Here is a 23,877-nt window from a genome sequence, read left to right as displayed (position 1 = left end):
TTTCTGCAGGTTGTTGAGGTTCACCACGTAGGCGTTGTGGTGCTTGCCGTAGTGGTACTCGAGGGTTTCCTGCGAGTACTCGGGTGCCAGTGCGTCGAGCGCATAGGGCAGGGGTGGGAGCTTGTGTTCCATCGTGATTTCCTCGTGGTGGTTGTTGAAAAAGAAAAAGGATTCAGGCGTTCGCCTTGGGTTCGATCCGGTAGGCGCAGCGTCGCGCGCCCGCCAGCACATGCTCGACGCGGCTCACGCTCACGTCGGGCCCCAGCACTTCGTCGAAGAGCTGCAGTTCGCTGCGGCAGAAGCCCGTGCAGGCCTGCGCCGCGGTGCAGATGGGGCAATGGTTCTCGATGAAGAGAAAGCCGTTGCCGCTGCCCTGTTCGTCGGGCCGGAACTCGGCCATGTAGCCCTCGCGGCTGCGGATCTCCGCGAGCCGCTCCAGCCGCGCCTTGAGGCTGCGCGCACCGCGCATGGCCTCGGTGTAGTTGGCGCGCATGGTCGCTTCGCGCGCGCCGATGAGCTGGTCCATGCCCTTCTGCCCGAACACGCTGATGACGGCGCTGATCATCTGCACCGTCATTTCCGCATGCGTATCGGGAAAGCGCTTGTGACCTTCCCCGGTGAGCCGCCAGATCTGCGTGGGCCGGCCGCGGCCGCTGGAGCGGCTCTCGGAGTCGACCAGCCCCTCGGCCTCCAGCTTGGCCATCTGCTGGCGCACCGCCTCCACCGTGACGTTCAGCACCTTGGCGATGTCGGGAATGCCGAGCGCGCCGCGGGTCTTGAGCGTCGAGAGGATGCGGTCTGCCGGCTGGTGCGGCATCCAGGTGGGCTTGGCATCGGGGGCGGACATGGCGGATTCGGGCGTGGGGGAAAACAGCGACATTGTCAGGTGGTTGGCGCTCCCCCTGCCGCGGCGGGTGCTTGCCAGCCCCCGCCCAGCGCCTTGTAGAGCGCGACGAGGCTGGTGTACGAGGCGGTTTCGGCCTCGGCCACGGCGTCCTGTGCGCGCAGCAGGGTGCGCTGCGCGTCGAGCACGCTCAGGTAGGGCGCGGCGCCTTCGCGGTAGCGCACCTCGGCCAGCTCCGCGGCGCGGCTGCTTCGGGCCGAGGCCTCCACCAGCCGCTGCAGGCGCAGCTGGTTCTGGCCGTAGCCGGTGAGGGCGCCTTCCACGTCCTCGATGGCGCGCAGCACGGTCTGCTCGTAGAGCGCGCGGTCGCCCTGGGCACGGGCTTCGGCGCCGCGCACGCGGGCCTTCACCGAACCCAGCCGCAGGGCAGGCCAGCTCACGCCCGGCGTCACGCTGAAGGCGCGGCTCGACGAGCTGCCGAGGTCGGAACCCCGCAGCGCGACAAAGCCCAGGAAGCCGCCGATGTCGAAGCGCGGATACAGCTCCGCCGTGACCGCGCCCACGTCCGCCGTGCTGGCCGCGAGGCCGCGCTCTGCGCGCAGCACGTCGGGGCGGCGGCGCAGCAGCTCGGTGAGGTCGCCGATGGGCAGGCGCTTGTCGAGCACGCGCAGCTGGCGGGGCTGCAGCATGGGCTCCAGCTCGCCAGGGCGCAGGCCGGCCAGCACCGCGACGCGGTAGGCCGCCTGCCGGCGCGTGGTTTCGAGCACCGGCAGCTCGCTCTCGGTGGTCGCGAGGTTGGCCTGCGCACTCGCCAGGTCGCCTTCGAGGCCGCGGCCGGTCTGCACCTGCGCCTCGGTCACGCGCAGGCTCTGGCGCAGGCTGTCGAGCGTGCGGCGCGTCACGGCAATGCGCTGCTCGGCGCCACGCATCTCGTAGTAGTTGCGCGCCAGCTCGGCCACGGCGACGATGCGCACCTGCTCCAGGTCGGCCGCGCTGGCCTCGGCGCGCGCGGTCGCGGCCTCGTCGAGCCGCCTGAGGCGACCGAACAGGTCGATCTCCCACGAGGCGTCGAAGCCCGCGCGGCTGCTCTGCGAGAGCGTGCGCGCGTCGGCCGGCGTGCCGTTGCCCTGCGCGATGCTGCGCGTCTTGCTCGCGCTCGCGGTGACGACCGGCAGGCGGTCGAGCTCCGCCTCGGTCTGCGTGGCGCGGGCCTCGAGCAGCCGGGCCTGTGCGATGCGGATGTCGTGGTTCCCGGCCAGCGCGCGGTCGACCAGCGCATCGAGCTGCGGATCGTCGAGCTGGCGCCACCAGTCGCGCTGCACCGCGTCACCGGCGAACAGCGAGCGCTCCGGCGCGGTGATGGCCACGGGTGCGTCCGAAGGCGCCGTGTAGGTCGGGCCGACCGCGCAGCCGGCCAGCACGAGCGCGCTCAATGCGAAGGGAGCAGCGTAGGAAAAGAGTCGGTTCATGTTCATGCTCCTTCAGACAGCGCTTCGAGTTCGGCCGCGCGCTGCGAGCGGCCAGCCGCGCGGTGGTCGCGCGCCAGCAGCGTGTACATGGTGGGCAGCACGAACAGGGTGAACAGCGTGCCCACCAGCATGCCGACCACGATCACCAGGCCGATGCTGAAGCGGCTGTTGGCGCCGGCCCCGCTCGCGAACAGCAGCGGCACCAGGCCCACCACCATCGCGGCCGTCGTCATCAGGATGGGGCGCAGCCGGATGCGCGCGGCCTCCTCGATCGATGCGCGCCGGTCGAGGCCCTTGTGCATCTGGATCTCGTTGGCGAACTCCACCATCAGGATGCCGTGCTTGCTGATCAGCCCGATCAGCGTCACCAGCCCGATCTGCGTGTAGATGTTGATGGTGCCGAAGCCCAGCGCCAGCGGCACCAGCGCGCCGCAGATCGACATCGGCACGCTGATCAGGATGATCAGCGGGTCGCGCAGGCTCTCGTACTGCGCCGCCAGCACCAGGTAGATGACGACGATGGCGAACACGAAGGCCATCACCAGCGCCGAGCCTTCCTGCGTGAACTGCCGCGCGTCCGACTGCCAGTCGAAGCTGAAGCCGGCGGGCAGCTTCTTCGCTTCCTCGCTCAGGAAGGCCACCGCGTCGCCCATGGTCACGCCAGGTGCCGGAATGGCCTGGAAGGTGGCCGCGTTGAGCTGGTTGAACTGCGTGAGCTTGTTGGGCCCCACGCTGGTCGACAGCTGCACCAGGTTGGCCAGCGGCACGGGCTGGCCGCTCGCGCTCTTCACGAAGTAGCGCGAGAGCGCCTCGGCCGTCAGCCGCTGCTCGCGCGGCGACTGCGGGATCACGTCGTACGAGCGGCCGTCCATGCCGAAGCGGTTGACGTAGTTCTCGCCCACCAGCACCGCCAGCGTGTCGCCGATGGACTTCATCGTCACGCCCAGGCTGTTGGCCTTGGCGCGGTCCACGCGGATCTCGACCGTGGGGTTGTTGAACTCCAGGTCGCTGTCGACCACGATGAACTTGCCGCTGTCGCGCGCCGACTTCTTCAGCGCCTCCATGGCCTCGAACACGGTACGGTGGTCGCTCGCGCTGCGGATCACCATCTGCACCGGCAGCCCGCCGGTCGAGCCCGGCAGCGAGGGCAGCTGGAACGCGAAGACGCTGCTGCCTTCCACCTCGTTCATGCGGCCCTGCGTGTCGCCCTGGATCTGGTCGGCGTTGCGCTTGCGGTCCTTCCAGTCCGACAGCTGCACGCCGCCGATGCTGTTCGACACGCCATCCGAGCCGTTGATGAGCCAGCGCCCGGTGTTCTCGGGCAGCGCGGCGAACACGTCGTCCCACTTCTTGCCGAACTTCTCGACGTAGTCGATGTTGGCGTGCTGCGGCGACTTGATGGCGGTCAGCACCATGGCCTGGTCTTCACCCGGGGCCAGCTCGCGCTGTGCCGCGTTGTAGAGGAAGGGCAGGCTCGCCAGCACCACCAGCGCGAACACACCCGTCACCCAGCGGTGATGCAGCGACACGTCGAGCAGCCGACCGTAGCGCGTGGAGAGTCCGTGGAAGAACGACTCCGCGGCACGCGCCATGCGGCTGCCCGTGGTGTCCTGCGGCAACAGGAACGAGCTCATCACCGGCGACAACGTCAGCGCGATCACGCCCGACACCACGACCGCGCCCGCCAGCGTGAAGGCGAACTCCTTGAAGAGCGAACCGGTGAGCCCGCCCATGAGCCCGATGGGCGCGTACACGGCGGCCAGCGTGAGCGTCATCGCGATCACCGGGCCGGCCACCTCGCGCGCGCCGATCAATGCGGCCCGCACGCGCGACTTGCCTTCCTCGATGTGGCGGTGCACGTTCTCGACCACCACGATGGCGTCGTCCACCACCAGCCCGATGGCCAACACCATTGCCAGCAAGGTCAGCAGGTTGATGCTGAAGCCGAACAGCAGCATCAGCGCGGCGGCGCCCAGCATCGACAGCGGAATGGTCACCACCGGAATCAGCACCGCGCGCACCGAGCCCAGGCACAGGAAGATCACGATCACCACGATGGCGATGGCTTCGAGCAGCGTGTGCCGCACCTCGTCGATGGAAGCCTCGATGAAGCGGGCGAGCTCGAAAGGCAACTGCACTTCGACGCCCGGCGGCAGGTTCTGCTTGATGCCGGGCAGCAGCTCGCGGATGCGCTTCACGATCACCAGCGGATTGCCGTTGGGCGCGGCCTGCAGGCCGAGGTAGATGGCGGGCACGCCGTCCATCGTCGCGCTGCTGTCGGCGCTTGCAGCGCCCAGTTCGACCGTGGCCACGTCGCCGAGGCGCACGATGGCGTCGCCCTCGCGCTTGACGACCATGTCGCGGAACTCGGCCACGTTCACCAGGTCGGTGTTCACGCGGATGTTCGACACCACGTACAGGCCCTTCACCTGCCCGGGCGCGGCCTGCACGTTGTTCTGGCGCAGCGCGTCGGCCAGCTCGCCGGCCGAGATGCCGCGCGCGGCCATGCGGTTCGGGTCGAGCCACACGCGCATTGCCAGCGTCTGCCCGCCCGACACTTCCACGCCGGACACGCCGGTGATCGACGCGAACTGCGGCTGCACCACGCGCGAGAGGTAGTCGGTGAGTGCCGGCATCGGCATCGTCTTGCTGGAAAAGCCGACGTAGGCCACGGCAGTGGCCTCGCCCGACGACTTCAGGATCACCGGGTCGAAGGCCTCGGCCGGCAGCCGGTACTTCACCTGGCTGACCTGCGCCATCGCCTGCGTGAGCGCCTGGTTGGCATCGGCGTTGAGCTTCATGCGCACGCTGATCACGCTGCGGCCCAGCGTGGACGACGACGAGAGGTAGTCGACGTTCTCGATGGTCGCCACCGCCTGCGCGATCGGCTGCGTTACGAAGCCCTGCATCAGCTCCGGCGAGGCGCCGGGGTACTGCGTGGTGATGGTGAGCGTGGTGCTCTCGGTCAGCGGGTACTGCCTCACCGGCAGGTCGCCCAGCGCGCGTGCGCCGAGCAGCAGGATGAGCGTGCTCACCACCAGCGCCAGCACGGGCCGGCGCACGAAGAGGTCGGTGAACTTCATGACCTGGCTTCCTGCGCGAGGGCCAGCGTGTCCTTCGCCGTCGGCATCACGGGGGCGCCGGTGTAGAGGCGAAGCTGGCCGGAGGTGACGACCCTGTCGCCGGGCGAGAGGCCCTTCTCGATCACGACCAGCCCGTCCTGACGTTCGCCGGCCTTCACGAACACCTGCTGCGCGGTGAAGCCGTCGCCCTTCTCGGCGGGACGCACCACGAAGACCGAGTCGCCGTGCGTGCTGTAGGTGATGGCCGTCTCGGGCACGGTGATGGCGTCGGCGCGAGCGGGCAGCGCCACCTTGCCGTTGACGAACATGCCCGGAGTGAGCGCGCCGTCGGCGTTGTCGATGGTGGCCTGCAGGCGCACCGTGCGCGTGTCGCTGCCGATCTGTGGTTCGATGGTGCTCAGCCTGCCCTGGAACACGCGGCCCGGATACGCGTCGACCGAGAGCGCCACCTGCTGGTTGCGCTTGAGCACGGGCAGGGCGGTTTCGGGCAGCGTGAGGTTGGCGAACAGCGTGCGGCTGTCGGTGAGCGACACCAGCGCATCGCCGGCCCGCACGAACTGCCCGAGGTTGACGCGGCGGATGCCCAGCACGCCATCGAACGGCGCCTTGATGCGCTTCTGGTCGAGCAGAGCCTGCACGCGCCGCAGGTCGCCGCTGGCCTGGTCGAACGCGGCCTGCGCCTGTTCGAGCTGCTCCTGCGTTGCGGCCTGCTGAGGCACCAGCCGGCGCGTGCGCTCGAGCAGTGCCTTGGCGTTGGCGCGCTGTGCCGTCAGCCGCTCGAGGTCGCCCTGCTCGGGCGCGTCGTTGAGCTGCACCAGCGGCTGGCCCGCGCGCACTTCGGTGCCTGGCGTGAAGAGAATCTTCGCGATGCGGCCTTCCACCTCGGCCGGCACCTCCACCTGCCGGTTGGCCTCCAGCGTGCCGATGCCGCTGAGGAAGCGCGCCACCTCCGTCTTCTGCGCGGCGGCCACCGCCACCTTGGCGGGCGGCATGCCGCCCCCGCCCTCCGCATGCGCCGGCCTGAGCTTCGTTGCGAGCCCGAAGCCGGCGCCTCCCAATACCAATGTCGCGAGGCCGGCACCCAGCCAGGCCCTTGATTGCTTGTTCATACGACGTCCATTATTAATCAAAGAAAGTGCTTTGATTATTTGTTGATGTGGATTGCCTGTCGATGAAGGCGTGGCAATGGCCGTCATAGGCCGGGGCTATTTGCGCAAGGCTGTGCATGTCGAGTTCTCCAGGAGTTGAGCGGGGAAATCCCGCAGACCTGAAGACGTGCGAGGCAGCCGGGTTGTGACAGCGTGGAGCGCCGGCATCGCGTGACATAAGTCGCTTCATGGGCGGCTGTTCGCGCGGATTGGTATCTGCATGACTTGCGCCACGTACAAGTTGCCATCCTCGATCTGGAGATTCTCGGAATGAAGCGAACGGCAATCGTGGCGGGTGGCTCTCTTCAAATCCTCGCCGCGACGATGAAGCGGAGCCTTGGCGAGCGACGGATGATCTGCTCGCCTGGCTCAGGAAGATGTGGAAAGCAGCATGAGGATGGGCGCCCCATGGCAACCATGCGCATCCCCCTCGCCCTCGCTTTCCTGATCGGCCTGGGCTCCTGCACCGTCGCGCAAGCGTGCAAGCCGGTGTCCACCGTCGTCCTGGTCTTTGAAGAAGGCTCCGCGACCCTGGGGCGCGATCAGGTCGTGCTGCTGGTCAACCGGTTGGATCATTTCCGTCGCCTGTATCCGAACCTGAACGCGTTCGCCATCGAGGGGGTCGCACGCCAGACGGCACCCGACGCGAAGCGGTTGGCGCAACGCCGCGCAATCGAGGCGGCGCGTGCGGTGCGAACTCTTTTCGACGGAGTGGAGCTGCACATCTCGTCGAATGTCTATCCACCACCAGTGGTCATCGCATGAAGGCAACTACGCAGCGGTACAGGCAGTGCCGCCGATGAAGGACACACCCGACTGCAACCCGGTTCCGATTCCCGGTTTCAAGTATTGAGGGCCGATGTATTTGGCCGCCAGACGTCGAAGAGCGGCTTGCACGCGCACGCCCGCGCACCCAGCCAATGCGCTAACCTGTCCTGCCGATGAACGAAGTATCGCGCCCCGACCCCGATGCCCTGCTTGCGCAACTGCGCAGCGACGAGGCGCGCGCCCAGCGCGGCAAGCTGCGCATCTACTTCGGCGCCAGTGCGGGCGTCGGCAAGACCTGGGCGATGCTCAGCGCCGCGCAGCGCGAACGCGCGGCAGGGCGCGACGTGCTGATCGGCGTGGTCGAGACCCACGGCCGCAGCGAAACCGCTGCGCTGCTCGCGGGGCTGGAGGCACTGCCGCTGCGCGAGCTGGACTACCGCGGCCGCACCCTCGCCGAGTTCGACCTCGACGCCGCGCTGGCCCGCAAGCCCGCCGTGCTGCTGGTCGACGAACTCGCCCACACCAACGCCCCCGGCTCGCGCCACGCCAAGCGCTGGCAGGACGTGCAGGAGCTGCTGGCCGCGGGCATCGAGGTGTGGTCGGCGCTCAACGTGCAGCATCTGGAAAGCCTCAACGGCACGGTCGGCGCCATCACCGGCGTGCGCGTGCACGAGACCGTGCCCGACACCGTGCTCGACGAGGCCGACGAGGTGGTGCTGGTCGACGTCACGCCCGACGAGCTGACGGCCCGGCTCGCGGCCGGCAAGGTCTACATGCCGCAGCAGGCGGAGCGCGCGGCGCAGAACTTCTTCCGCAAGGGCAACCTGATCGCGTTGCGCGAGATCGCGCTGCGGCGCACCGCCGAGCACGTGGAAGACGACGTGCGCGGCTGGCGCGTGGAACAGTCGGGCGCCGGCGGGCATGGCCGGGACCTGCAGGCCTGGAACACCTCGGGTGCGATTCTCGCGTGCGTCGGCCCGCATGAAGGTGCGGCGCAGACGGTGCGCACGGCTGCGCGGCTTGCGGGCCAGCTCAACGTGCGCTGGCATGCGGCGTATGTCGAGACGCCGCGGCTGCAGCGGCTGGGCGCCGCGGAGCGCGATCGCATCCTCGCCGTGCTCAAGCTCGCGGAAGAACTGGGCGCGGACACGGCCGTGCTCACCGGCTCCGACGTGGCCGAGCAACTCGCCGAGCAGGCAAGGCGGCTCAATTGCGCAACGCTCGTGCTGGGGCGCTCGCAGCCCGAGACCGGCTGGCGGCGCTGGTGGCCTGCAAGGCCGATGCCGCTGTCGCACGCGCTGGCACAACGCGCGCCGGCACTCGACATCATGGAGGTCGCTCCAGCCGACAGCTCGCGCCGCCTGTCGCGCGCGTCGCTGCAGGGCGGGCGCATCGACAGCGGCGACCACGAGAAGGCGCCCGTCCACTGGCCTGCCTATGCATGGGCCGCGGCCACCAGCGTCGCGCTCACGCTGGTCTGCACGCCGCTGGCCAGCGTGCTGGAGCTGTCGAACATCGTCATGCTGTTCCTGCTCGGCGTGGTCGGCGTGGCGATGCGCTTCGGGCGCGGACCCTCGGCGCTGGCGGCCTTGCTCAACGTCGCCGCCTTCGACTATTTCTTCGTGCCCCCGCGCCTGTCTTTCGCGGTGAGCGACGTGCAGTACCTGCTGACCTTCGCGGTCATGCTCGGCGTCGGCCTGCTGGTGGGGCAGCTCACGGCCGGCCTGCGCTTCGCGGCGGGCGTGTCGACCAGCCGCGAGCGGCGCGCTCGCTCGCTGTTCGAGCTCACGCGCGAGCTGTCTGCCGCGCTGGAAAGCTCGCAGGTGGTCACGCTCGGCACCGCCGCCGTGCGGGGCCACTTCGGCGGCGACGCGCTGGTGCTGGTGACCGACGCGGCCGACCAGCTGGTGATGCCCGCCGACGCGCCCGAAGGCTTCGATCCGCAGGTGGCCGACTGGGCCTTCCGCCACGGCCAGAGCGCCGGTCTCGCGACCGCCACGCTGGCCGCGCAGCCCTGGCACTACGTGCCGTTGCAGGCCCCGATGCGCGTGCGCGGCGTGCTCGCGCTGTCGCCCGCGCAGCCGCGCTGGTTGCTCATTCCCGAACAGGCGCAGCAGCTCGACACGCTGGCGCGGCAGATCGCCATCGCGCTGGAGCGCGTGCACTACGTCGAAGTGGCGCAGCAGGCCGTGGTCGAAATGGAATCGGAGCGGCTGCGCAACGCGCTGCTCGGTGCCATCTCGCACGACGTGCGCACGCCGCTCACCGCGCTGATCGCGCTGGCCGAATCGCTGCAGACCCTGCCGCCCGAGGAGCACGGCAACGCCGCGCGCGCCATCGTCGCGCAGGCGCACGAGCTGCATGCGCTGGTCAGCAACCTGCTCGACATGGCGCGGCTCGAAAGCGGCATCGCCGGCGGCGCCGTGAACCTGCGGCGCGACTGGCAGTCGGTGGAGGAGGTGGTGGGATCGGCCATTCGCGCTGCGCGCACGGCGCTGGGCAACACCGTCGTGCAGACCGCGCTCGACCCAGACCTGCCGCTGGTCGAGTTCGATGCGGTGCTGATCGAGCGCGTGCTCGTCAACCTTCTGGAAAACGCCACCAAGTATGGTGCGCCGCCCATCGTGGTCGGCGCGCGGGCCGAGCCCGGTGCGCTGGTGTTGACCGTGCGCGACCATGGCCCCGGCCTGCCGGCTGCGCTGCTCGGGCACGAGCAGAAGCTGTTCGACAAGTTCACGCGCGGCGAAGTCGAGTCCGCCACACCGGGCGTGGGCCTGGGCCTGGCGATCTGCAAGGCGGTGGTGGGCGCGCACGGTGGCGAGATCAGTGCGGAGAATGCGCGCGACGGCGGTGCAGAATTCACCGTCACCTTGCCGCGCCGCGAGCCGCCGGAACCCGCCGAAGCACAACTCTGAACCCATGCCATCCCCCACCGCCATCGTGATCGAAGACGAGCCGCAGATCCGCCGGTTCGTGCGCGGCGCGCTCGAGGCCGAAGGCTGGGCGGTGCACGAGGCCGGCACCTTGCGCGAGGGCCTGACGGCCGCCGGCACGCGGCAACCCGACCTGCTCGTGCTCGACCTCGGGCTGCCCGACGGTGATGGCGTCTCGCTGATCCGCGACGTGCGCGGCTGGTCGGCCGTGCCGATCATCGTGCTCTCGGCGCGTACGGATGAGGCCGACAAGATCGCCGCGCTCGATGCGGGAGCCGACGACTACCTGACCAAGCCCTTCGGCACCGGCGAGCTGCTGGCGCGCGTGCGCGCCAACCTGCGGCGCCCGCGCGCCACGGGCGGCACCGTCGACGAGGCGCCCGAAGCGCTGTTCCGCTTCGGCGAGATCGAACTCGACCGCACCGCGCGCCTCGTGCACCGCGCGGGCGTCGAGGTGCACCTGACGCCCACCGAATACCGCCTGCTGTCGGTGCTGGTCGCCAACGCGGGCCGCGTGCTGACGCAGCGCCAGCTGCTGCGCGAGGTGTGGGGGCCGTCGTACAGCGAACACAGTCACTACCTGCGGATCTACATGGGGCATCTGCGGCAGAAGCTGGAGGACGACCCGGCGCAGCCGAGGCATCTGCTCACGGAGACGGCCGTGGGGTATCGGCTGGTGGTCTAGTTGACGATGGGCTGCATGCGCGGCACCGTGTCGTCCGGCCAACACAGCGCATCGCTGTGCTTGCCTTTGCCTGCAGGCATCTTCACAATCCCGCCCACCATGAAATTCATCCAAGCCATCGAGGCGAGCATCGCCACCTGACATCGCCCTCGATAGCGTTCGGAAGGCGTTGCGCCTTCCGGATTGAAGAAAACCCCGGCAGGCTCGTCCCTCCGGGGTTTTGTTTTTTCCGCACCTTCATCCTCACAACGTCATGCGTACCTACGACAAGCTGATCGCCACGATTCGCCTCCGCCGGAGCGTGGACACCGTGCGCCCGGGCTCCGGCCGCCGTATCGCTACCCAGCACGACACCGTTCGTCGCTAGCCCCTTCAGGCGAATTTTTCCTGCCTGGGGCTGGCGCATGCCAACCAGGCCTTCGAAGCACAGCGTCGCAATGCGTGCTTCGACAAGAAGACAAGAAAGATTCGTCATGAACCCGAAATCCAGAAACCTCCGCAACATCGGCATCATTGCCCACGTCGACGCGGGCAAGACCACGACCACCGAACGCATCCTGTTCTATGCCGGCGAGAGCCATCGCATCGGCGACGTCAGCCAGGGCACCGCCCGCATGGACTTCGAGCCGCAGGAGCAGAAGCGCGGCATCACCATCAGCAGCGCGGCCATCACGGTTCACTGGAACGCGGCGCAGATCAACCTCATCGACACGCCCGGCCACATCGACTTCAACATCGAAGTGAACCGCTCTCTGCGCGTGCTCGACGGTGCCGTCGTGGTGTTCGACGGCGTGGCCGGCGTGGAGCCGCAGACCGAGACGAACTGGCGCCTCGCGGACAGGTATCGCGTGCCGCGCATCGCCTTCGTCAACAAGCTCGACCGCCTCGGCGCGGACTTCCTGCGCGTTGTCGCGATGATGGAAGAACGCCTTGGCGTGAGGGCTGTACCCGTGCAGTTGCCCATCGGCGCGGAAGGTGACTTCCGTGGCGTGATCGACCTGATCGGCATGCGTGCGCTTGTCTGGGACAAGGACGATGCGAGCCAGCCGTATCGCGTGGCCGACGTGCCGGCCGGGATGCTGGCTTCGGCGCAGAGCCACCGTGCGCGGCTCGTGGAGCTTGTTGTCGAACAGGATGAAGCGGCGATGGTCGCCTACCTGTACGGCGAGGAGCCTTCGGCCGACGTGCTGCGCGATTGCCTGCGCAAGGGCGTGCTGGCCGGTGCCTTCGTGCCCGTGCTGGCCGGCTCTGCGTACCGCAACCGTGATGTGGAGCCGCTGCTCGACGCGATCGTCGACTGGCTGCCCAGGCCGGGCGAAGTGGCGATGGCCAGCGATCCGCGGGCCTCGTTCGCGGCGCTCGCGTTCAAGGTCTCCAGTGATGACCACGGCGCGATGGTGTTCGTGCGCGTCTACAGTGGCAGGCTCAAGCGTGGCGACACGATGCTGAATGCCGCGACGGGGCGCATCGAGCGAGCGGCGCGGCTGTACGAAGTGCATGCGGACGACCGCATCGAGCGCGACGAACTCGTGGCTGGCGACATCGCGGCCATCGTCGGGTTGAAGGACACGCTGACCGGTCACACGCTGTGCGACCGGAATCATCCGGTGCATCTGGAGACGATCAGCGTGCCCGAGCCGGTGATCCACGTCGCGATCGAGCCGAAGGCGCAGGCCGACCAGCAGGCGTTGTCGAAGGCATTGCAGGCCATGCTTCGGGAAGACCCGAGCCTGCAGTTGCGGCAGGACGCCGAATCGGGCCAGACGATCCTGTCGGGCATGGGCGAACTGCAGCTCGATGTATCCATCGAGAAGCTGCGCGCGAAGTACGGCGTCGAAGTGTCGGTGGGGCGGCCCCAGGTCGCCTGCCGTGAAACGATTTCAAGAGAAGCGGAGGTGCACCATGTGCACAGGAAACAGACAGGTGGCCCCGGTCAGTTCGCGGAGCTGAAGCTGCGCCTCGCGCCCCGTGCGCGCGGCGAGGGTATTGCCTTCGAGAGCCAGGTGGTGGGCGGCGTCATTCCGCGCGAATTCATTCCCGCGGTCGAGGCCGGCATCCGCCGGGCGGCGCAATCGGGCGTGATCGCCGGTTTCCCGTGCGTGGACTTCGTGGCCACGCTCGTGGACGGCAGTCATCACGAACGCGATTCGTCGGCAATGGCTTTCGAACTGGCAGCCGCTGCGGCCTTCCGTGAGGCGGCGGCGAAAGCCGGGCCGCAGGTGCTGGAGCCGGTGATGGCGGTGGAAGTCATCACGCCGGCCGACTACCTCGGCGATTGCATCGGTGACCTGAACCGGCGGCGCGGCATGGTTCGCGGCCAGACGGTGAGGGGCAACGCCGCCGTCATCGAGGCGCATGTGCCGCTGAAGGAAATGTTCGGCTACATCGGCAACCTGCGCGCCCTGTCCTCGGGCCGCGCGCAGTACACGATGCAGTTCGACCACTACGCAGTGGCACCTGCGAGTGAAATGGCCACGCTCGTGAAGAGCTGATGGCCTTGGAAGGGCGGTCCGCAAGGGCCGCCCTTTTTTTCAGCCCGCGACGCCCTTGTTCGGATTCAGCAAGAACTTCTCGCCCGTAGCCTGCTTGCCATACACCCCGATCGCATCGAGCCCCAGCATCTCCACCAGCGACACCTTGCGCGTGTAGTGGCTCGCGAAGGTCGTCTTCAGTTCTGCGACGACGCGCGCCTTCAGGCGCTGCGTGCCCGCGTCGCCCAGCTTCTGCAGGAACGGGAACAGCAGCCATCCGCCCATGCCCCACGCCATGCCGAAGTTGCGCACGAACTCGGTGGGAGCGCGGTCGAGGCCGCCATAGATGTAGACCTGCTTGTGCGTGGTCGAGCCGTAGCGGCTGTATTCCTTGGCGGTGCGGTTGATGGCGGCTTCCATGCAGCCGAGGATCTGCCCTGCGAGCTTGCCGCCGCCGGTGGCATCGAAGGCCAGCGTGGCGCCGGTCTCGACCAGGGCCTGCGTGAGGTCTTCGATGAAGGTGGGCGAGGTCGCGTTGCACACGTACTTCGCGCCGAGGCCGCGCAGCAGGTCTTCCTGCTCCTGCTTGCGCACGATGTTGACGAGGGCGATGCCGTCCTTCTGGCAGATCTTGTTGAGCATCTGGCCGAGGTTGGATGCAGCGGCCGTGTGCACCAGCGCCTTGTGGCCTTCCATGCGCATGGTCTCGACCATGCTGAGCGAAGTGAGCGGGTTGACGAAGCACGATGCGCCCTCGGCCGCCGTGGTGCCCGCCGGCAGTTCCAGGCACTGGGCTGCGGCGAGGCAGCGGTACTGCGAGTACATCGCGCCGCCGATGGCCGCCACGGTCTTGCCGAGCAGCGCCTGCGCAGCCGGCGACGAACCGGCCTTGACCACCACGCCCGCGCCTTCGTTGCCGACGGGCATCGATTCGTCGAGCCGCGCCTTCATCGCAGGAAGCACGCGCTCGGGCACGGTGGCGGTGACGACGGGGCGATCGGGCGTGCCCGAAGCCTTGGCGGTGCTCATGTCGGCCGCGCCGAACAGCAGGCCCAGGTCCGACGGATTGAGGGGCGACGCCTCGACGCGGATCACCACTTCGTGGGCCTGCGGTTCGGGAATGGGGTCGTCATGCAGCGAGAGTTCGAGTTCGCCGTTTGCGCGAATGAGGGAGCGGATTTGCAGTGCCATGGAAGAGCCCTTCTGGTCAGGTTCGCGGATGGCCTGTGGCCACGGGGCGGCCAGTATAGGAGCGGGGTCCGGAAGCTGCTGGCGCCTTCAGGACACCACGGGCGCCACCGGGGAATGCGCCGCCGCCAGCGCGTGGCGCATCTTCGCCGGATCGAGCTTTTCGATGTAGCGCGGGATGTTGCGCCACAGCGTGTGATAGCCGTAGCCGCCGCGCAGCATTTCGTGGCGGGCACTGTCCTTGTCCCACTCCTGCATCGCCATGCGGTACACCGCCGCGACCACGCCGGTGCGGTCGGCGCCGTGCATGCAGTGGATGAGCACCGGCCCCAGCTTCTCGGCCGCGCGGATGGCGAGCAGCGCGCGCAGCACCTTGGCGTCGTCGATGGACCATGTGTTGATCGGCACCCGCACCAGCCTGATGCCGCTTTCGGCGAAGACCTTCCTGTCGTCATTGAACGAACGCAGGCTCACCACCGTGCGGATGCCCAGCGACTGCAGCGCGGCGAGGTTGGCGCGCCGGGGCTGTGCGCTGCGGTACAGCGTGGGCGTGATGCGGTGCAGGTTCTCGACCCCTAGCGCATCCAGTGGATCGGCCCAGTGGCCGGGGCGCGGGCCGGCCGCGTCTTCCTCGGCTGCCCTGTCGTGCTTCTTCTGCCGGGTCATTGCGTTTTCTTGCGCGGCCAGTGCCGCGTGCCGAGGATCAGCGCGGCCACCGCGAGCCCGCCCCAGTAATCGACCGGCGCGCCCCACATCCAGTGCTTGTGCCAGAACGCATCCACCGGGTTGAAGCGCTCCCAGCCGAAGGCCGGATTGACGAGGAACCAGCTGAAGTCCTCGCAGACCCAGAACACGATGAGCCCCGCCACCGCCAGCCCCACGTCGCGCCACGTCCAGCGCCCGTTGAAGGCCAGCGGCGAGAAGAACACCAGCGCCATGAAGGTGAACACCCATGCGTGGTAGCCTGTCATCGCGCGGCCGCCCCAGAAGATGTCGAGCCAGATGCTGTTCTCGATGCGCCATGTCGGCAGCGACGTGGCCCAGCCGGCGCCGCCTTCGATCTGGATCTCGGCGTTGGCGAAGAAGAAGGCCATGACGATGACCCAGGCGAGGTACCCGAGCGTGCGGGCCACGCTCGTCTTTTCGATCGCGCCGCTCATGCCGCAGTACCCAGTACGTGTTGAAGCACGGAGCGCGCGGCCTTCGGCTTGCCCAGCGCCCGGCTGCGCGCGGCCATGTTCGAGAGCTTGGCGGGGTCGGCCATCAGGCGCGCCACCTTGTAGTCGAGGCCGATGGCGTCATAGGCGAGCCAGGCCGCGCCCTCTTCCATCAGGAAGCCGGCGTTGTGCTCTTCCTGCCCGGGAATGGGCGAGATCAGCAGCATCGGCTTGCCCAGCGCGAGGCATTCCGACACCGTGAGGCCGCCGGGCTTGGTCACGACCAGGTCGGACGCGGCCATCATCCTGTGCATCTCGTTGGTGAAGCCGATGGCCGCCACGCGGCCCGGGTGGCGCCTTGCCAGCGCTTCCAGCTTGCCGTGCGCTTCCGCGTTGCGGCCCGCCACGGCGATCACCTGGAAGTCGTTCGGCCTGCCGTCAGGACCACCGAGACCCAGCACGCGCTCGACCATGCTCGGCAGGTCCCCGACGCCGGCGCCGCCCGACACCATGAGCAGCACCGGGCGCGAGGGATCGAGGCCGAGCCCGGCTGCGCAGGCATCGCGCGCGAGCTCAGGGGCGGTAGGCTCGGAGAACGAGGGCATCACCGGAATGCCGGTGACGTGGATGCGATCGGCCGGAATGCCGCGCGCCCGCAGGCGGAAAGCGACTTCCTCCGTTGCCGCAAGGTAGCCCGCCATGCCCGGCACCAGCCACATGTTGTGCAGGTCGTAGTCGGTGATCTGCAGCCACACGGGGTAGTCGATGCGGCCCCGGTTGCGCTCGCGCATCAGAAGCTCGGCCGGCAGGAAATGGGTGCAGATCACGGCGTCGGGCTTCTCGCGGCGGATCTCGCGCACCAGCGCGCCGGTGCTCAGCCGCTCGATGCCGCGGCGCAGGCGCTGCGAGGGTGCATGGTGCGGCGTGATGTCGGTGCGCTGGTGCAGGTACGACCACAGCTCAGGTGCGCGGTTGACGAGCTGGATGTACCAGTCGGTGTAGACCTTGCGGAAGCCGGCGGCCACGTGGGCCATCGCGTCGATGTGGACCGCCGTGCAGGGCGGGGCGAGGGACTGGGCGGTGGCGGCAAGCGCCTGTGCTGCACGCACGTGGCCGTTGCCGGCGCTCACGCTGAGGATCAGGAGTTTGGTCATGGATTCGGCGGTCTGGGCGGATTATGGCCATGCCATGTGGCACTCCCGCCCCGAGGAAATCGGAGGCGCGGCCGCACCCCCTTCCGCTGCCGACCCGGCCTCAGAGAGGCGCGCGCGAGGTGACGAGCTGCTTCACCCCGATGGCCGCCCGCTCGCGAACGGCATCGAAGCTGGTGCTCTGCACGATGCGCCCGTTCTCGAACACCGTCTGCAGCAGGTCGACCTGCCCATCGGCCAAGGCTTCCTCACGCATGCTGCTCACTTCCCCGCGCGCATCGCGCACCAGCGCGAGCCGCCCCTTCTTCGAGGCCTTGCCCATATCCCCCACCGGCGACTTGTAGACATCGCGCCACTCGCCGTTCACCTGCATGGCCGAGCACTTCATCGCCCACTGCATGGTGTCGCGATTGACCTGCTGCAGCAGCCCGCCGCCCATGCCGAAGGAGATGTTCTCCGTAGAGAAACCGTTGTGGAAGAAGTTCGACAGGCACAGCCGCAGCGAATCGAGGTTCACGCCGTCGCCCTGGATGATGCGCACGTTGTTCAGCACGCGAAAGCCCTTGGCATTGGTCGTGGTGCCGAAGCGCTCGGCCAGTATCTGCGCCACCTTCAGCGTGGTCTCGGCCGGGTCGCCCGAGTCGGGCCGCACCACCAGCGTTGCGCCCGAGGCCACCACCTTCGCCTTCAGCTCCTCGCCCCAGATGCGCGCGCAGGCATTGAAGATGTCGTAGCTGTCGCTCACCACCGCGAAGGTTGCGCCGGGCTTGCCGAACTGGTCGACCATGTTGCCGTAGGCGTCGGCCTCGTGCTCGCGGCCCCAGCCCGTGATGGTGCTGTGCTCGGCCGCGGGAATCGAGAAGCCCGCCACGTCGCAGTCGTAGTACCGGCGCGCGGCCACCAGCGCGGCCAGCGTGTCGGTGCCCATGAAGTTCACCAGGTGCGCCATGCCGCCGAGCGCAGCCGATTCGAGGCTGGACACACCCCGTGCGCCGAAGTCGTGCAGCCTGAAGGCGATCTGGCCCTCGGGGTCGTCGCAGGTGGCCTCGAGGTAGCGCAGCAGCGTGGTGCGCGCGGCTGCCGAGAGCGTGGCGACCGTGGTGGGGTACCAGATGGCGCGCAGCAGCTCGGTTTCGAGGAAGCTCGTGACCCAGAAGAACTCGGGGTCGGTGTTCTCGATGGTCGCGAGCACGTTGTGCACCGGCAGAACGCTGCCTTCGGGCACGGCGCGGATGCGCACCGGCATCAGCCCGCCGTGCTTCTCGATCAGCCGCAGCCAGCCTTCGCGGTTGAAGGGCTCGCCGTGCACGGCCATGAGCGCCGCGGCTTCCTCGACGTCGTCGCGCGTCACCGGCGTCTGCAGGTATTCGCGCAGGTAGGCCTGCAGACCGAAGAACAGCGAGTGGCTGAAGATGCCGCCGCGCGACTCGATGTAGCTGTACACCGTCTGCGTACCGGGCGGGTACTGCATCCAGTGCGACACCTTGTAGGAGTCGGTGCGCAGCAGCAGGTTGTTGCCCAGGGGCGTGGAGGTGAGATTGCGGTTCATGTGAAAGCTCCTTTCACTATGGCATCCGTCAACCGGATGCCGTTCTTGCTGACAAGGCCCGGCTGTTCAGTTCTTGCCCAGGCCACCCAAAAAATGATTCGCGATGAAGAAGTGGTCTTCGTAGATGCGCTCCTGCATGTCCAGGAACTCGGCAATCGGCACCCAGCGCACCTCGGCCGCGTCGTCGTCGGCGCGCACCTCCGACAGGCCCGTCCACTGGTTGTGCGCCAGCTCGAAGAAGAAGCCGTGCGTGATGGTGCGGCCGCGCTGCGAGCGGTCGGGCGCGTCGAACACGTGGCTGGCCTTCATGCTGCCGTTGAGCACGGGCACGGGCACCTTCAGGCGCGTTTCTTCCTTCAGCTCGCGGATGGCCGCGTCCTGCAGCCGCTCGTGCTGGCCGACGAAGCCGCCGGGCAGCGCCCAGGTGCCCTTGCCGGGATGGAACTTGCGCTGCACCAGCAGGATGTGGCCGGCCTCGACCACGATGGCGTCGACCGTGGTGTAGATCGGCGGAAACTCGCTGCCGGCGTAGCGGTACTTGTCGCGGTAGTCGGCGAGGAAGGCGCGCTCCTCGCAAAGCTCGATGTAGTCGGCGGTGTTCGTGAACTGTTCGAGGAAGGCGGCGGTGCCGTCGGGCAGGTCGGCGCGCGCGAGCTGGCCCCGATTCTCGGGGTCGAAGTAGAGGCTGCGCACGTCGGTGGCGTTGAGGCTTTCCACGCTGTTCTGGCCGACGAACTCCCAGTGCGGGAAGAGCTTGAGGTAGTAGCTCGACGAATCCTTCAGGTGCCCCACCAGCGCCACCCTGGCCTTGGCGGGCACATGGCCGTCCTGCTGGATGAGCCGCTCGACTGCCGACTGGATCGACGCGATCCATATCTGGTCGTTGTAGGGCGAGTCGCCCACGCCGACCACGCTCACGCGCATCTGCTCGGTGCCGCGCAGGCAGGCGCGCACCATGCGTTCGCGTTCGTCGAAAGTGAAGGGGTTCTTGACGCTGCGCGGCTGCCGGTCGGAGCCGACCACCACGATGACCCGATCGGCGGCGCGAAGGCCTTCCTCGATGAGTCGTTGATGTCCGAAATGAACGGGCTGGAAACGCCCGATGACGATGGCGTACTGGTACTTGCGTGTGCTCACTTGGGAATCCCCCAAAAAGGACGCGATCAACTCGCGTCTGGGTTCAGGATAGCATCGGTGCCGCCCATTGATCAAGCCTGCGATGACCGAGCCCTCCACTCCCCCCACCGATGCCGTGCGCCTCAACAAGCGCATGGCCGAGCTGAAAATGTGCTCGCGCCGCGAAGCCGACGAATGGATCGCCAACGGCTGGGTGAAGGTCAACGGCAAGCCGGCCGAGATGGGCGTGAAGGTCACGCCATCCGATCGCATCGAGGTCGACAAGGCCGCGAAGGGCCAGCAGGCGAACCAGGTCACCATCCTCATCAACAAGCCCATCGGCTACGTGAGCGGGCAGGCCGAGGACGGCCACGATCCGGCGGTCAAGCTGTTCACGCCGCAGAACCGATGGGCCGAGGACAACGCCCGCTTCTTCTTCAGCCCCCAGCAGTTGCGCGGCCTCGCGCCGTGCGGACGGCTCGACATCGACTCCATCGGCCTGCTGGTCATGACGCAGGACGGCCGCATCGCGCGCCAGCTCATCGGCGAAGACTCGGTGATGGAGAAGGAATACCTGGTGCGCGTGGCCTACCACGGCCTGGGCCAGCCCGCACCCACCGGCCAGCTGGTGCGCATGGACGATGACGACCCCGTCACCACCAACGTGCAGGCGGTATTTCCGCCGGCCATGCTCGCGAAGCTGCGCCACGGCCTGAGCCTCGACGGCCAGGCGCTGAAGCCGGCGCGGGTCGAATGGCAGAACCCCGAGCAGCTGCGCTTCGTGCTCACCGAAGGCAAGAAGCGGCAGATCCGCCGCATGTGCGAGCTGGTGGGCCTGAAGGTGGTCGGCCTGAAGCGCGTGCGCATCGGCCGCGTGATGCTCGGCAACCTGCCGGTGGGGCAATGGCGATACCTGGCGCCGCACGAGAAGTTCTGAGCCTGCGCGCGCTGAACCGCGCCACGCTGGCGCGGCAGATGCTGCTGGAGCGGCGCAGGCTGACGGCGACGCAGGCCGTCGAGCGGCTGGCCGGGCTGCAGGCACAGGCGCCCAATCCGCCCTACATCGGCCTCTGGAGCCGGCTCGAAGGTTTCAGGCGCGAACAGCTCACCGAGGCGCTGCGCAAGCGCCGCGTCGTGCGCATGTCGACCATGCGCGCGACCCTTCACCTGATGGCCGCGAGCGATGCGCTGGCGTGGCGCCCGCTGCTGGAGCCTGTGCACCAGCGTGGCCTTCTGGGCAACCACAAGAAGGCGCTCGACGGCATCGACCGTGCGGCGGTGATCGAGGCGGGGCGTGCGTTGCTGGCCGAACGGCCGCACACAAGCGCCGAACTCGGGCAGGCCCTGGGCCAGCGCTGGAAGGGCCGCGAGACCGCATCGCTCGCAGGGCTGATCCGCAACAACGTGCCGCTGGTGCATCTGCCGCCGGCCGGCACCTGGAACTCGCACCAGAGCGCGCTGCTGCAGCCCCTCGGCGACTGGCTCGGGGATGCCGTCGAAGCCATCCCCGCCACGCAGGACGAGCTGCTGCTGCGCTACCTCGCCGCCTTCGGTCCCGCCACGCTGGCCGATGCCGGCGCATGGTCGGGGCTCACCGGCTGGAAGGCCGTGGCCGAGCGCCTGCGCCCCCGGTTGCGCGTGTTCGTCGGCGAAGACGGCCAGGAGCTCTACGACCTGCCACGCGCGCCGCGGCCCGACCCCGATACGCCCGCGCCGCCGCGCCTCGTCGCCGAGTGGGACAACCTGCTGCTCTCGCATGCCGACCGCAGCCGTGTGCTGAGCGAGGCGCACCGCGCCCGGGTGTTCACCGTCAACGGCATCGTGCGCGGCACGGTGCTGCTCGACGGCTTCGTGGCGGGCGTGTGGAAGATCGAGCGCGCCAGGAACGTTGCCACCGTGGTGCTGGAGCCGTTCACGCGCTGGTCGAAGGCAGACCGCACCGGCGTGGAGAAGGAAGCCCTCGACCTGCTGGCCTTCACCTCGGACGGCGAAGGCGAGCGCCATGCCGTGCGCCTGGCATGACCCCGCAAAGCGCCCGCCGCCTAAGCGTGCGCTAAGTGTTCGCACCTACTCTGCGCCACGGCGCAGGCTCTTCCGATCATTCCGGTCGCGTGCTACCTTGCGGCCGAAGGAGTCGCCGCGATGCGCGTTCTGCTGGTGGAAGACGATGAAATGATCGGGCGCAGCCTGAAGCAGGCGCTCGAGGGCGCGGGTTGGTCCGCGGACTGGGTGCGCGACGGCGAACTGGCACAGAGCGCCCTGGGCGACGGCGGCTACACCTGCGTGCTGCTCGATCTCGGCCTGCCGAGGCAGGACGGCACCGAGGTGCTGCGCCGAGCGCGCGAACGCGGCGACGCCACTCCGGTGCTGGTGCTCACCGCGCGTGACGGCCTCGACGACCGCATCCACAGCCTCGACCTCGGTGCCGACGACTACCTGCTCAAGCCCTTCGAATTCCGCGAGCTCCTCGCACGCATGCGTGCCGTGGTGCGCCGCCGCGACGGCGCCGCGCACTCGCTGGTGGGCAGCGGCTCGCTGCAGTTGGACCTCACCACGCGCGAAGTGGTGGTCAACGGCGCGCGCGAGGCGCTCACCGCGCGCGAGTTCGCGCTGCTGCATGCGCTGCTTGAACGGCCCGGTGCCATCCTCTCGCGTGAGCAGCTCGAGAACCGCATCTACGGCTGGGGCGAGGAAGTCACCAGCAACGCGATCGACGTGCTGATCCACGGCATGCGCCGCAAGCTCGGCGCCGACGCCATCCGCAATGTGCGGGGGCTAGGCTGGCGCGTAGCCGCATGATGATGCTCGCCCCCAGGCTTTGCGCACTTCGTGTCGCTACGCCAACCCCCGGCCGGGGGCAACACCGGTGGCCCGGCAAAGCCGGTTCCACGGTGTTCCGCGAACAGACCGGCGGTCTGCCCTGCCAATGAACGGGACTTCGCGCGGCACGGGCCGCTGGTGGCGGCCGCGCTCGCTGCGCACGCAGCTGCTGTTCTGGCTCATCACGCTGCACCTCGGCGCGGCCGTGCTCACGGCGTGGTTTTCGTTCGTGGCGTACGGCAACCTCGTGCACAACGCGCTCGACGACCAGATGCGCCTGGTGGCCGAGTCGTACGCAGGCAGCGATCCGCAGAAGCTGCCGCACCCGATCGATGGAGAAGCCGCCTTCTCGCGCGGCACTTTCATCGTGCAGATATGGAGCGCCGACGGCGGCACGCTGCGAGCCACCTCGTGGCCCGTGCTCACGGTGCCGCTGCAGGCGCGGCCCGGCTTCAGCGACGTGAACACCGGCACGCATGCGGGCTCCGCCTGGCGCGTGTTCACCGCCGAGCCCGGCACGCGCGTCGACCAGCCGCGCGTGCAGGTGCTGCAGAACGAGGACTACCGCCGCCGTCGCGCCCTGCGCCGCGCGCTGCTCGAGGGCCTGCCGATCACGCTGCTGCTGCCGCTGGCGTTGCTGATCCTGTGGATCATCGTGTCGGCCGCCTCGCGTTCGTTGCGCGCGGTGGCGCGCGACGTGGCCTCGCAGGACGAGCGCAGCCCCACCGAGCTGTCGCTCGCGCGCGTGCCCGACGAGATCGCGCCGCTGGTGGGCGCCTTCAACAACCTGCTGTCGCGTGTGCGCAGTGCATTCGCCACGCAGCGGCGCTTCGTGCAGGACGCGGCCCACGAGCTGCGAACGCCGATGGCGGCCATCGGCCTGCAGATCGAGAACCTGCGCGCGCACGTGCCTGCGGGCGAGGCCACCGAGCGCTTCAACCAGCTCGAAGCGGGCGTGACGCGCGCGCAGCACCTGATCGAGCAACTGCTTCATCTCTCGCGCCAGGACGCCCCTCGGGTCGGCGGCGCGGGCGAACGTGTCGACATCGAGGTGCTGTTGCGCGACAGCGTGAGCCAGCTGATGGTGCTGGCCGATGCGAGGCGCGTGGACATCGGCTTCGAAGGCAGCATCGCAGCGGTGGTGTTCGCGCCCGCGGCAGAACTGCGCAGCGTGTTCGACAACCTGATCGACAACGCGCTGCGCTATGCGCCCGAAGGCGGCGTGGTCGACGTGAAGCTGCACGAGGTCGAGGGACATGCGGTGGTCGACGTGCTCGACAACGGCCCCGGCATTCCGCAGGCCGCCATCGGCCGCGTGTTCGACCGCTTCTTCCGTGTGCCGGGTGCCGCGGCGGGCGGCAGCGGGCTGGGGCTTGCCATAGCTCGTACGGCGGCCGAGCGGCATGGCCTGCGCATCGAGCTGCGCAATCGCAGCGACAGTCCGGGGCTGATGGCGCGCGTGCACCTGCCTTCTCCCGCAGCGGCGTAGCCGGGA

At 68.7% G+C, this 23,877-nt stretch carries 19 protein-coding genes and 1 pseudogene; 8 read left to right on the top strand and 12 right to left on the bottom strand.

Going from position 1 to position 23,877, the window contains the following annotated elements:
• From EJO71_RS30555 to EJO71_RS30535, 5 genes and pseudogenes are all read right to left on the bottom strand, one after another.
• Window positions 1–132: pseudogene (locus EJO71_RS30555) on the bottom strand (superoxide dismutase [Fe]); the annotation flags it as partial.
• A 40-nt stretch (window positions 133–172) separates the two neighbouring features.
• Window positions 173–847 (bottom strand): metalloregulator ArsR/SmtB family transcription factor, encoded by a 675-nt coding sequence (locus EJO71_RS30550; protein ID WP_125952302.1) that lies wholly within the window; start codon window positions 845–847, stop codon window positions 173–175.
• A 35-nt stretch (window positions 848–882) separates the two neighbouring features.
• Window positions 883–2,319 (bottom strand): efflux transporter outer membrane subunit, encoded by a 1,437-nt coding sequence (locus EJO71_RS30545; RefSeq protein WP_125952303.1) that lies wholly within the window; start codon window positions 2,317–2,319, stop codon window positions 883–885.
• Complete coding sequence (locus EJO71_RS30540; RefSeq protein ID WP_125952304.1) at window positions 2,316–5,396, bottom strand: MexW/MexI family multidrug efflux RND transporter permease subunit; 3,081 nt, start codon at window positions 5,394–5,396, stop codon at window positions 2,316–2,318. The genes EJO71_RS30545 and EJO71_RS30540 overlap by 4 nt, the downstream gene beginning before the upstream one ends.
• Complete coding sequence (locus tag EJO71_RS30535; protein ID WP_125952305.1) at window positions 5,393–6,505, bottom strand: efflux RND transporter periplasmic adaptor subunit; 1,113 nt, start codon at window positions 6,503–6,505, stop codon at window positions 5,393–5,395. The genes EJO71_RS30540 and EJO71_RS30535 overlap by 4 nt, the downstream gene beginning before the upstream one ends.
• Before the next feature lie 447 nt (window positions 6,506–6,952).
• Between EJO71_RS30535 and EJO71_RS30530 the strand changes: the two genes are divergently transcribed.
• The 3 genes from EJO71_RS30530 to kdpE all read left to right on the top strand — a co-directional run bounded on the left by EJO71_RS30530 (window position 6,953) and on the right by kdpE (window position 10,930).
• Window positions 6,953–7,309 carry a hypothetical protein gene (locus tag EJO71_RS30530; RefSeq protein ID WP_125952306.1) on the top strand — a complete coding sequence of 119 codons (357 nt, stop codon included), beginning with the start codon at window positions 6,953–6,955 and terminating at the stop codon, window positions 7,307–7,309.
• A 176-nt stretch (window positions 7,310–7,485) separates the two neighbouring features.
• Window positions 7,486–10,227, top strand: coding sequence for a DUF4118 domain-containing protein (locus tag EJO71_RS30525; RefSeq protein WP_125952307.1), 2,742 nt, complete (start codon window positions 7,486–7,488; stop codon window positions 10,225–10,227).
• A 4-nt stretch (window positions 10,228–10,231) separates the two neighbouring features.
• Window positions 10,232–10,930 carry a two-component system response regulator KdpE gene (gene kdpE / locus EJO71_RS30520; RefSeq protein WP_125952308.1) on the top strand — a complete coding sequence of 233 codons (699 nt, stop codon included), beginning with the start codon at window positions 10,232–10,234 and terminating at the stop codon, window positions 10,928–10,930.
• Here kdpE and EJO71_RS34495 read toward each other — a convergent pair.
• On the bottom strand, window positions 10,927–11,067 hold the full coding sequence (locus EJO71_RS34495; RefSeq protein WP_164546935.1) for a hypothetical protein: 141 nt from the start codon (window positions 11,065–11,067) through the stop codon (window positions 10,927–10,929). The genes kdpE and EJO71_RS34495 overlap by 4 nt on opposite strands.
• Before the next feature lie 336 nt (window positions 11,068–11,403).
• On the opposite strand from EJO71_RS34495, the gene fusA reads away from it, so the two are divergent.
• Window positions 11,404–13,422 (top strand): elongation factor G, encoded by a 2,019-nt coding sequence (gene fusA / locus EJO71_RS30515; protein ID WP_125952309.1) that lies wholly within the window; start codon window positions 11,404–11,406, stop codon window positions 13,420–13,422.
• 39 nt (window positions 13,423–13,461) lie between these two features.
• Here the strand turns inward: fusA and EJO71_RS30510 are convergent, their stop codons facing one another.
• The 6 genes from EJO71_RS30510 to EJO71_RS30485 all read right to left on the bottom strand — a co-directional run bounded on the left by EJO71_RS30510 (window position 13,462) and on the right by EJO71_RS30485 (window position 19,583).
• A complete protein-coding gene (locus EJO71_RS30510) occupies window positions 13,462–14,592 on the bottom strand; it encodes a zinc-binding dehydrogenase (RefSeq protein ID WP_125952310.1) in 1,131 nt (376 codons plus the stop codon).
• 87 nt (window positions 14,593–14,679) lie between these two features.
• Complete coding sequence (locus tag EJO71_RS30505) at window positions 14,680–15,255, bottom strand: dual specificity protein phosphatase family protein (protein WP_125952311.1); 576 nt, start codon at window positions 15,253–15,255, stop codon at window positions 14,680–14,682.
• A complete protein-coding gene (locus EJO71_RS30500; protein ID WP_125952312.1) occupies window positions 15,252–15,749 on the bottom strand; it encodes a hypothetical protein in 498 nt (165 codons plus the stop codon). Before EJO71_RS30500 ends, EJO71_RS30505 begins: the two co-directional genes overlap by 4 nt.
• Entirely contained in the window at window positions 15,746–16,900 is a 1,155-nt protein-coding gene (locus EJO71_RS30495) for a glycosyltransferase (RefSeq protein WP_125952313.1), read from the bottom strand. The genes EJO71_RS30500 and EJO71_RS30495 overlap by 4 nt, the downstream gene beginning before the upstream one ends.
• 100 nt (window positions 16,901–17,000) lie before the next feature.
• Window positions 17,001–18,446, bottom strand: coding sequence for a nicotinate phosphoribosyltransferase (locus tag EJO71_RS30490; RefSeq protein ID WP_125952314.1), 1,446 nt, complete (start codon window positions 18,444–18,446; stop codon window positions 17,001–17,003).
• 66 nt (window positions 18,447–18,512) lie between these two features.
• Window positions 18,513–19,583: a bifunctional nicotinamide-nucleotide adenylyltransferase/Nudix hydroxylase gene (locus tag EJO71_RS30485; protein ID WP_125952315.1), complete on the bottom strand. Its 1,071-nt coding sequence runs from the start codon at window positions 19,581–19,583 to the stop codon at window positions 18,513–18,515.
• An 82-nt stretch (window positions 19,584–19,665) separates the two neighbouring features.
• Here EJO71_RS30485 and EJO71_RS30480 point away from each other — a divergent pair, with 82 nt between their 5' ends.
• From EJO71_RS30480 to EJO71_RS30465, 4 genes are all read left to right on the top strand, one after another.
• The gene (locus EJO71_RS30480) at window positions 19,666–20,499 is read left to right on the top strand and encodes a pseudouridine synthase (protein ID WP_125952316.1); all 834 of its coding nucleotides are present in this window, start codon (window positions 19,666–19,668) and stop codon (window positions 20,497–20,499) included.
• On the top strand, window positions 20,466–21,584 hold the full coding sequence (locus EJO71_RS30475; protein WP_125952317.1) for a winged helix DNA-binding domain-containing protein: 1,119 nt from the start codon (window positions 20,466–20,468) through the stop codon (window positions 21,582–21,584). Before EJO71_RS30480 ends, EJO71_RS30475 begins: the two co-directional genes overlap by 34 nt.
• Before the next feature lie 120 nt (window positions 21,585–21,704).
• Window positions 21,705–22,361: a response regulator transcription factor gene (locus EJO71_RS30470; protein ID WP_093058650.1), complete on the top strand. Its 657-nt coding sequence runs from the start codon at window positions 21,705–21,707 to the stop codon at window positions 22,359–22,361.
• Window positions 22,362–22,488: 127 nt separating this feature from the next.
• Entirely contained in the window at window positions 22,489–23,871 is a 1,383-nt protein-coding gene (locus tag EJO71_RS30465) for an ATP-binding protein (RefSeq protein ID WP_125952318.1), read from the top strand.
• Window positions 23,872–23,877 lie beyond the last annotated feature (6 nt).

Source organism: Variovorax sp. 679 (genome assembly GCF_003952185.1).
In the GTDB taxonomy this organism is placed as follows: Bacteria; Pseudomonadota; Gammaproteobacteria; order Burkholderiales; family Burkholderiaceae_C; genus Variovorax.
Note: the sequence above shows the minus strand (reverse complement) of the source record. Positions and strands in the feature narration are given on the sequence as shown.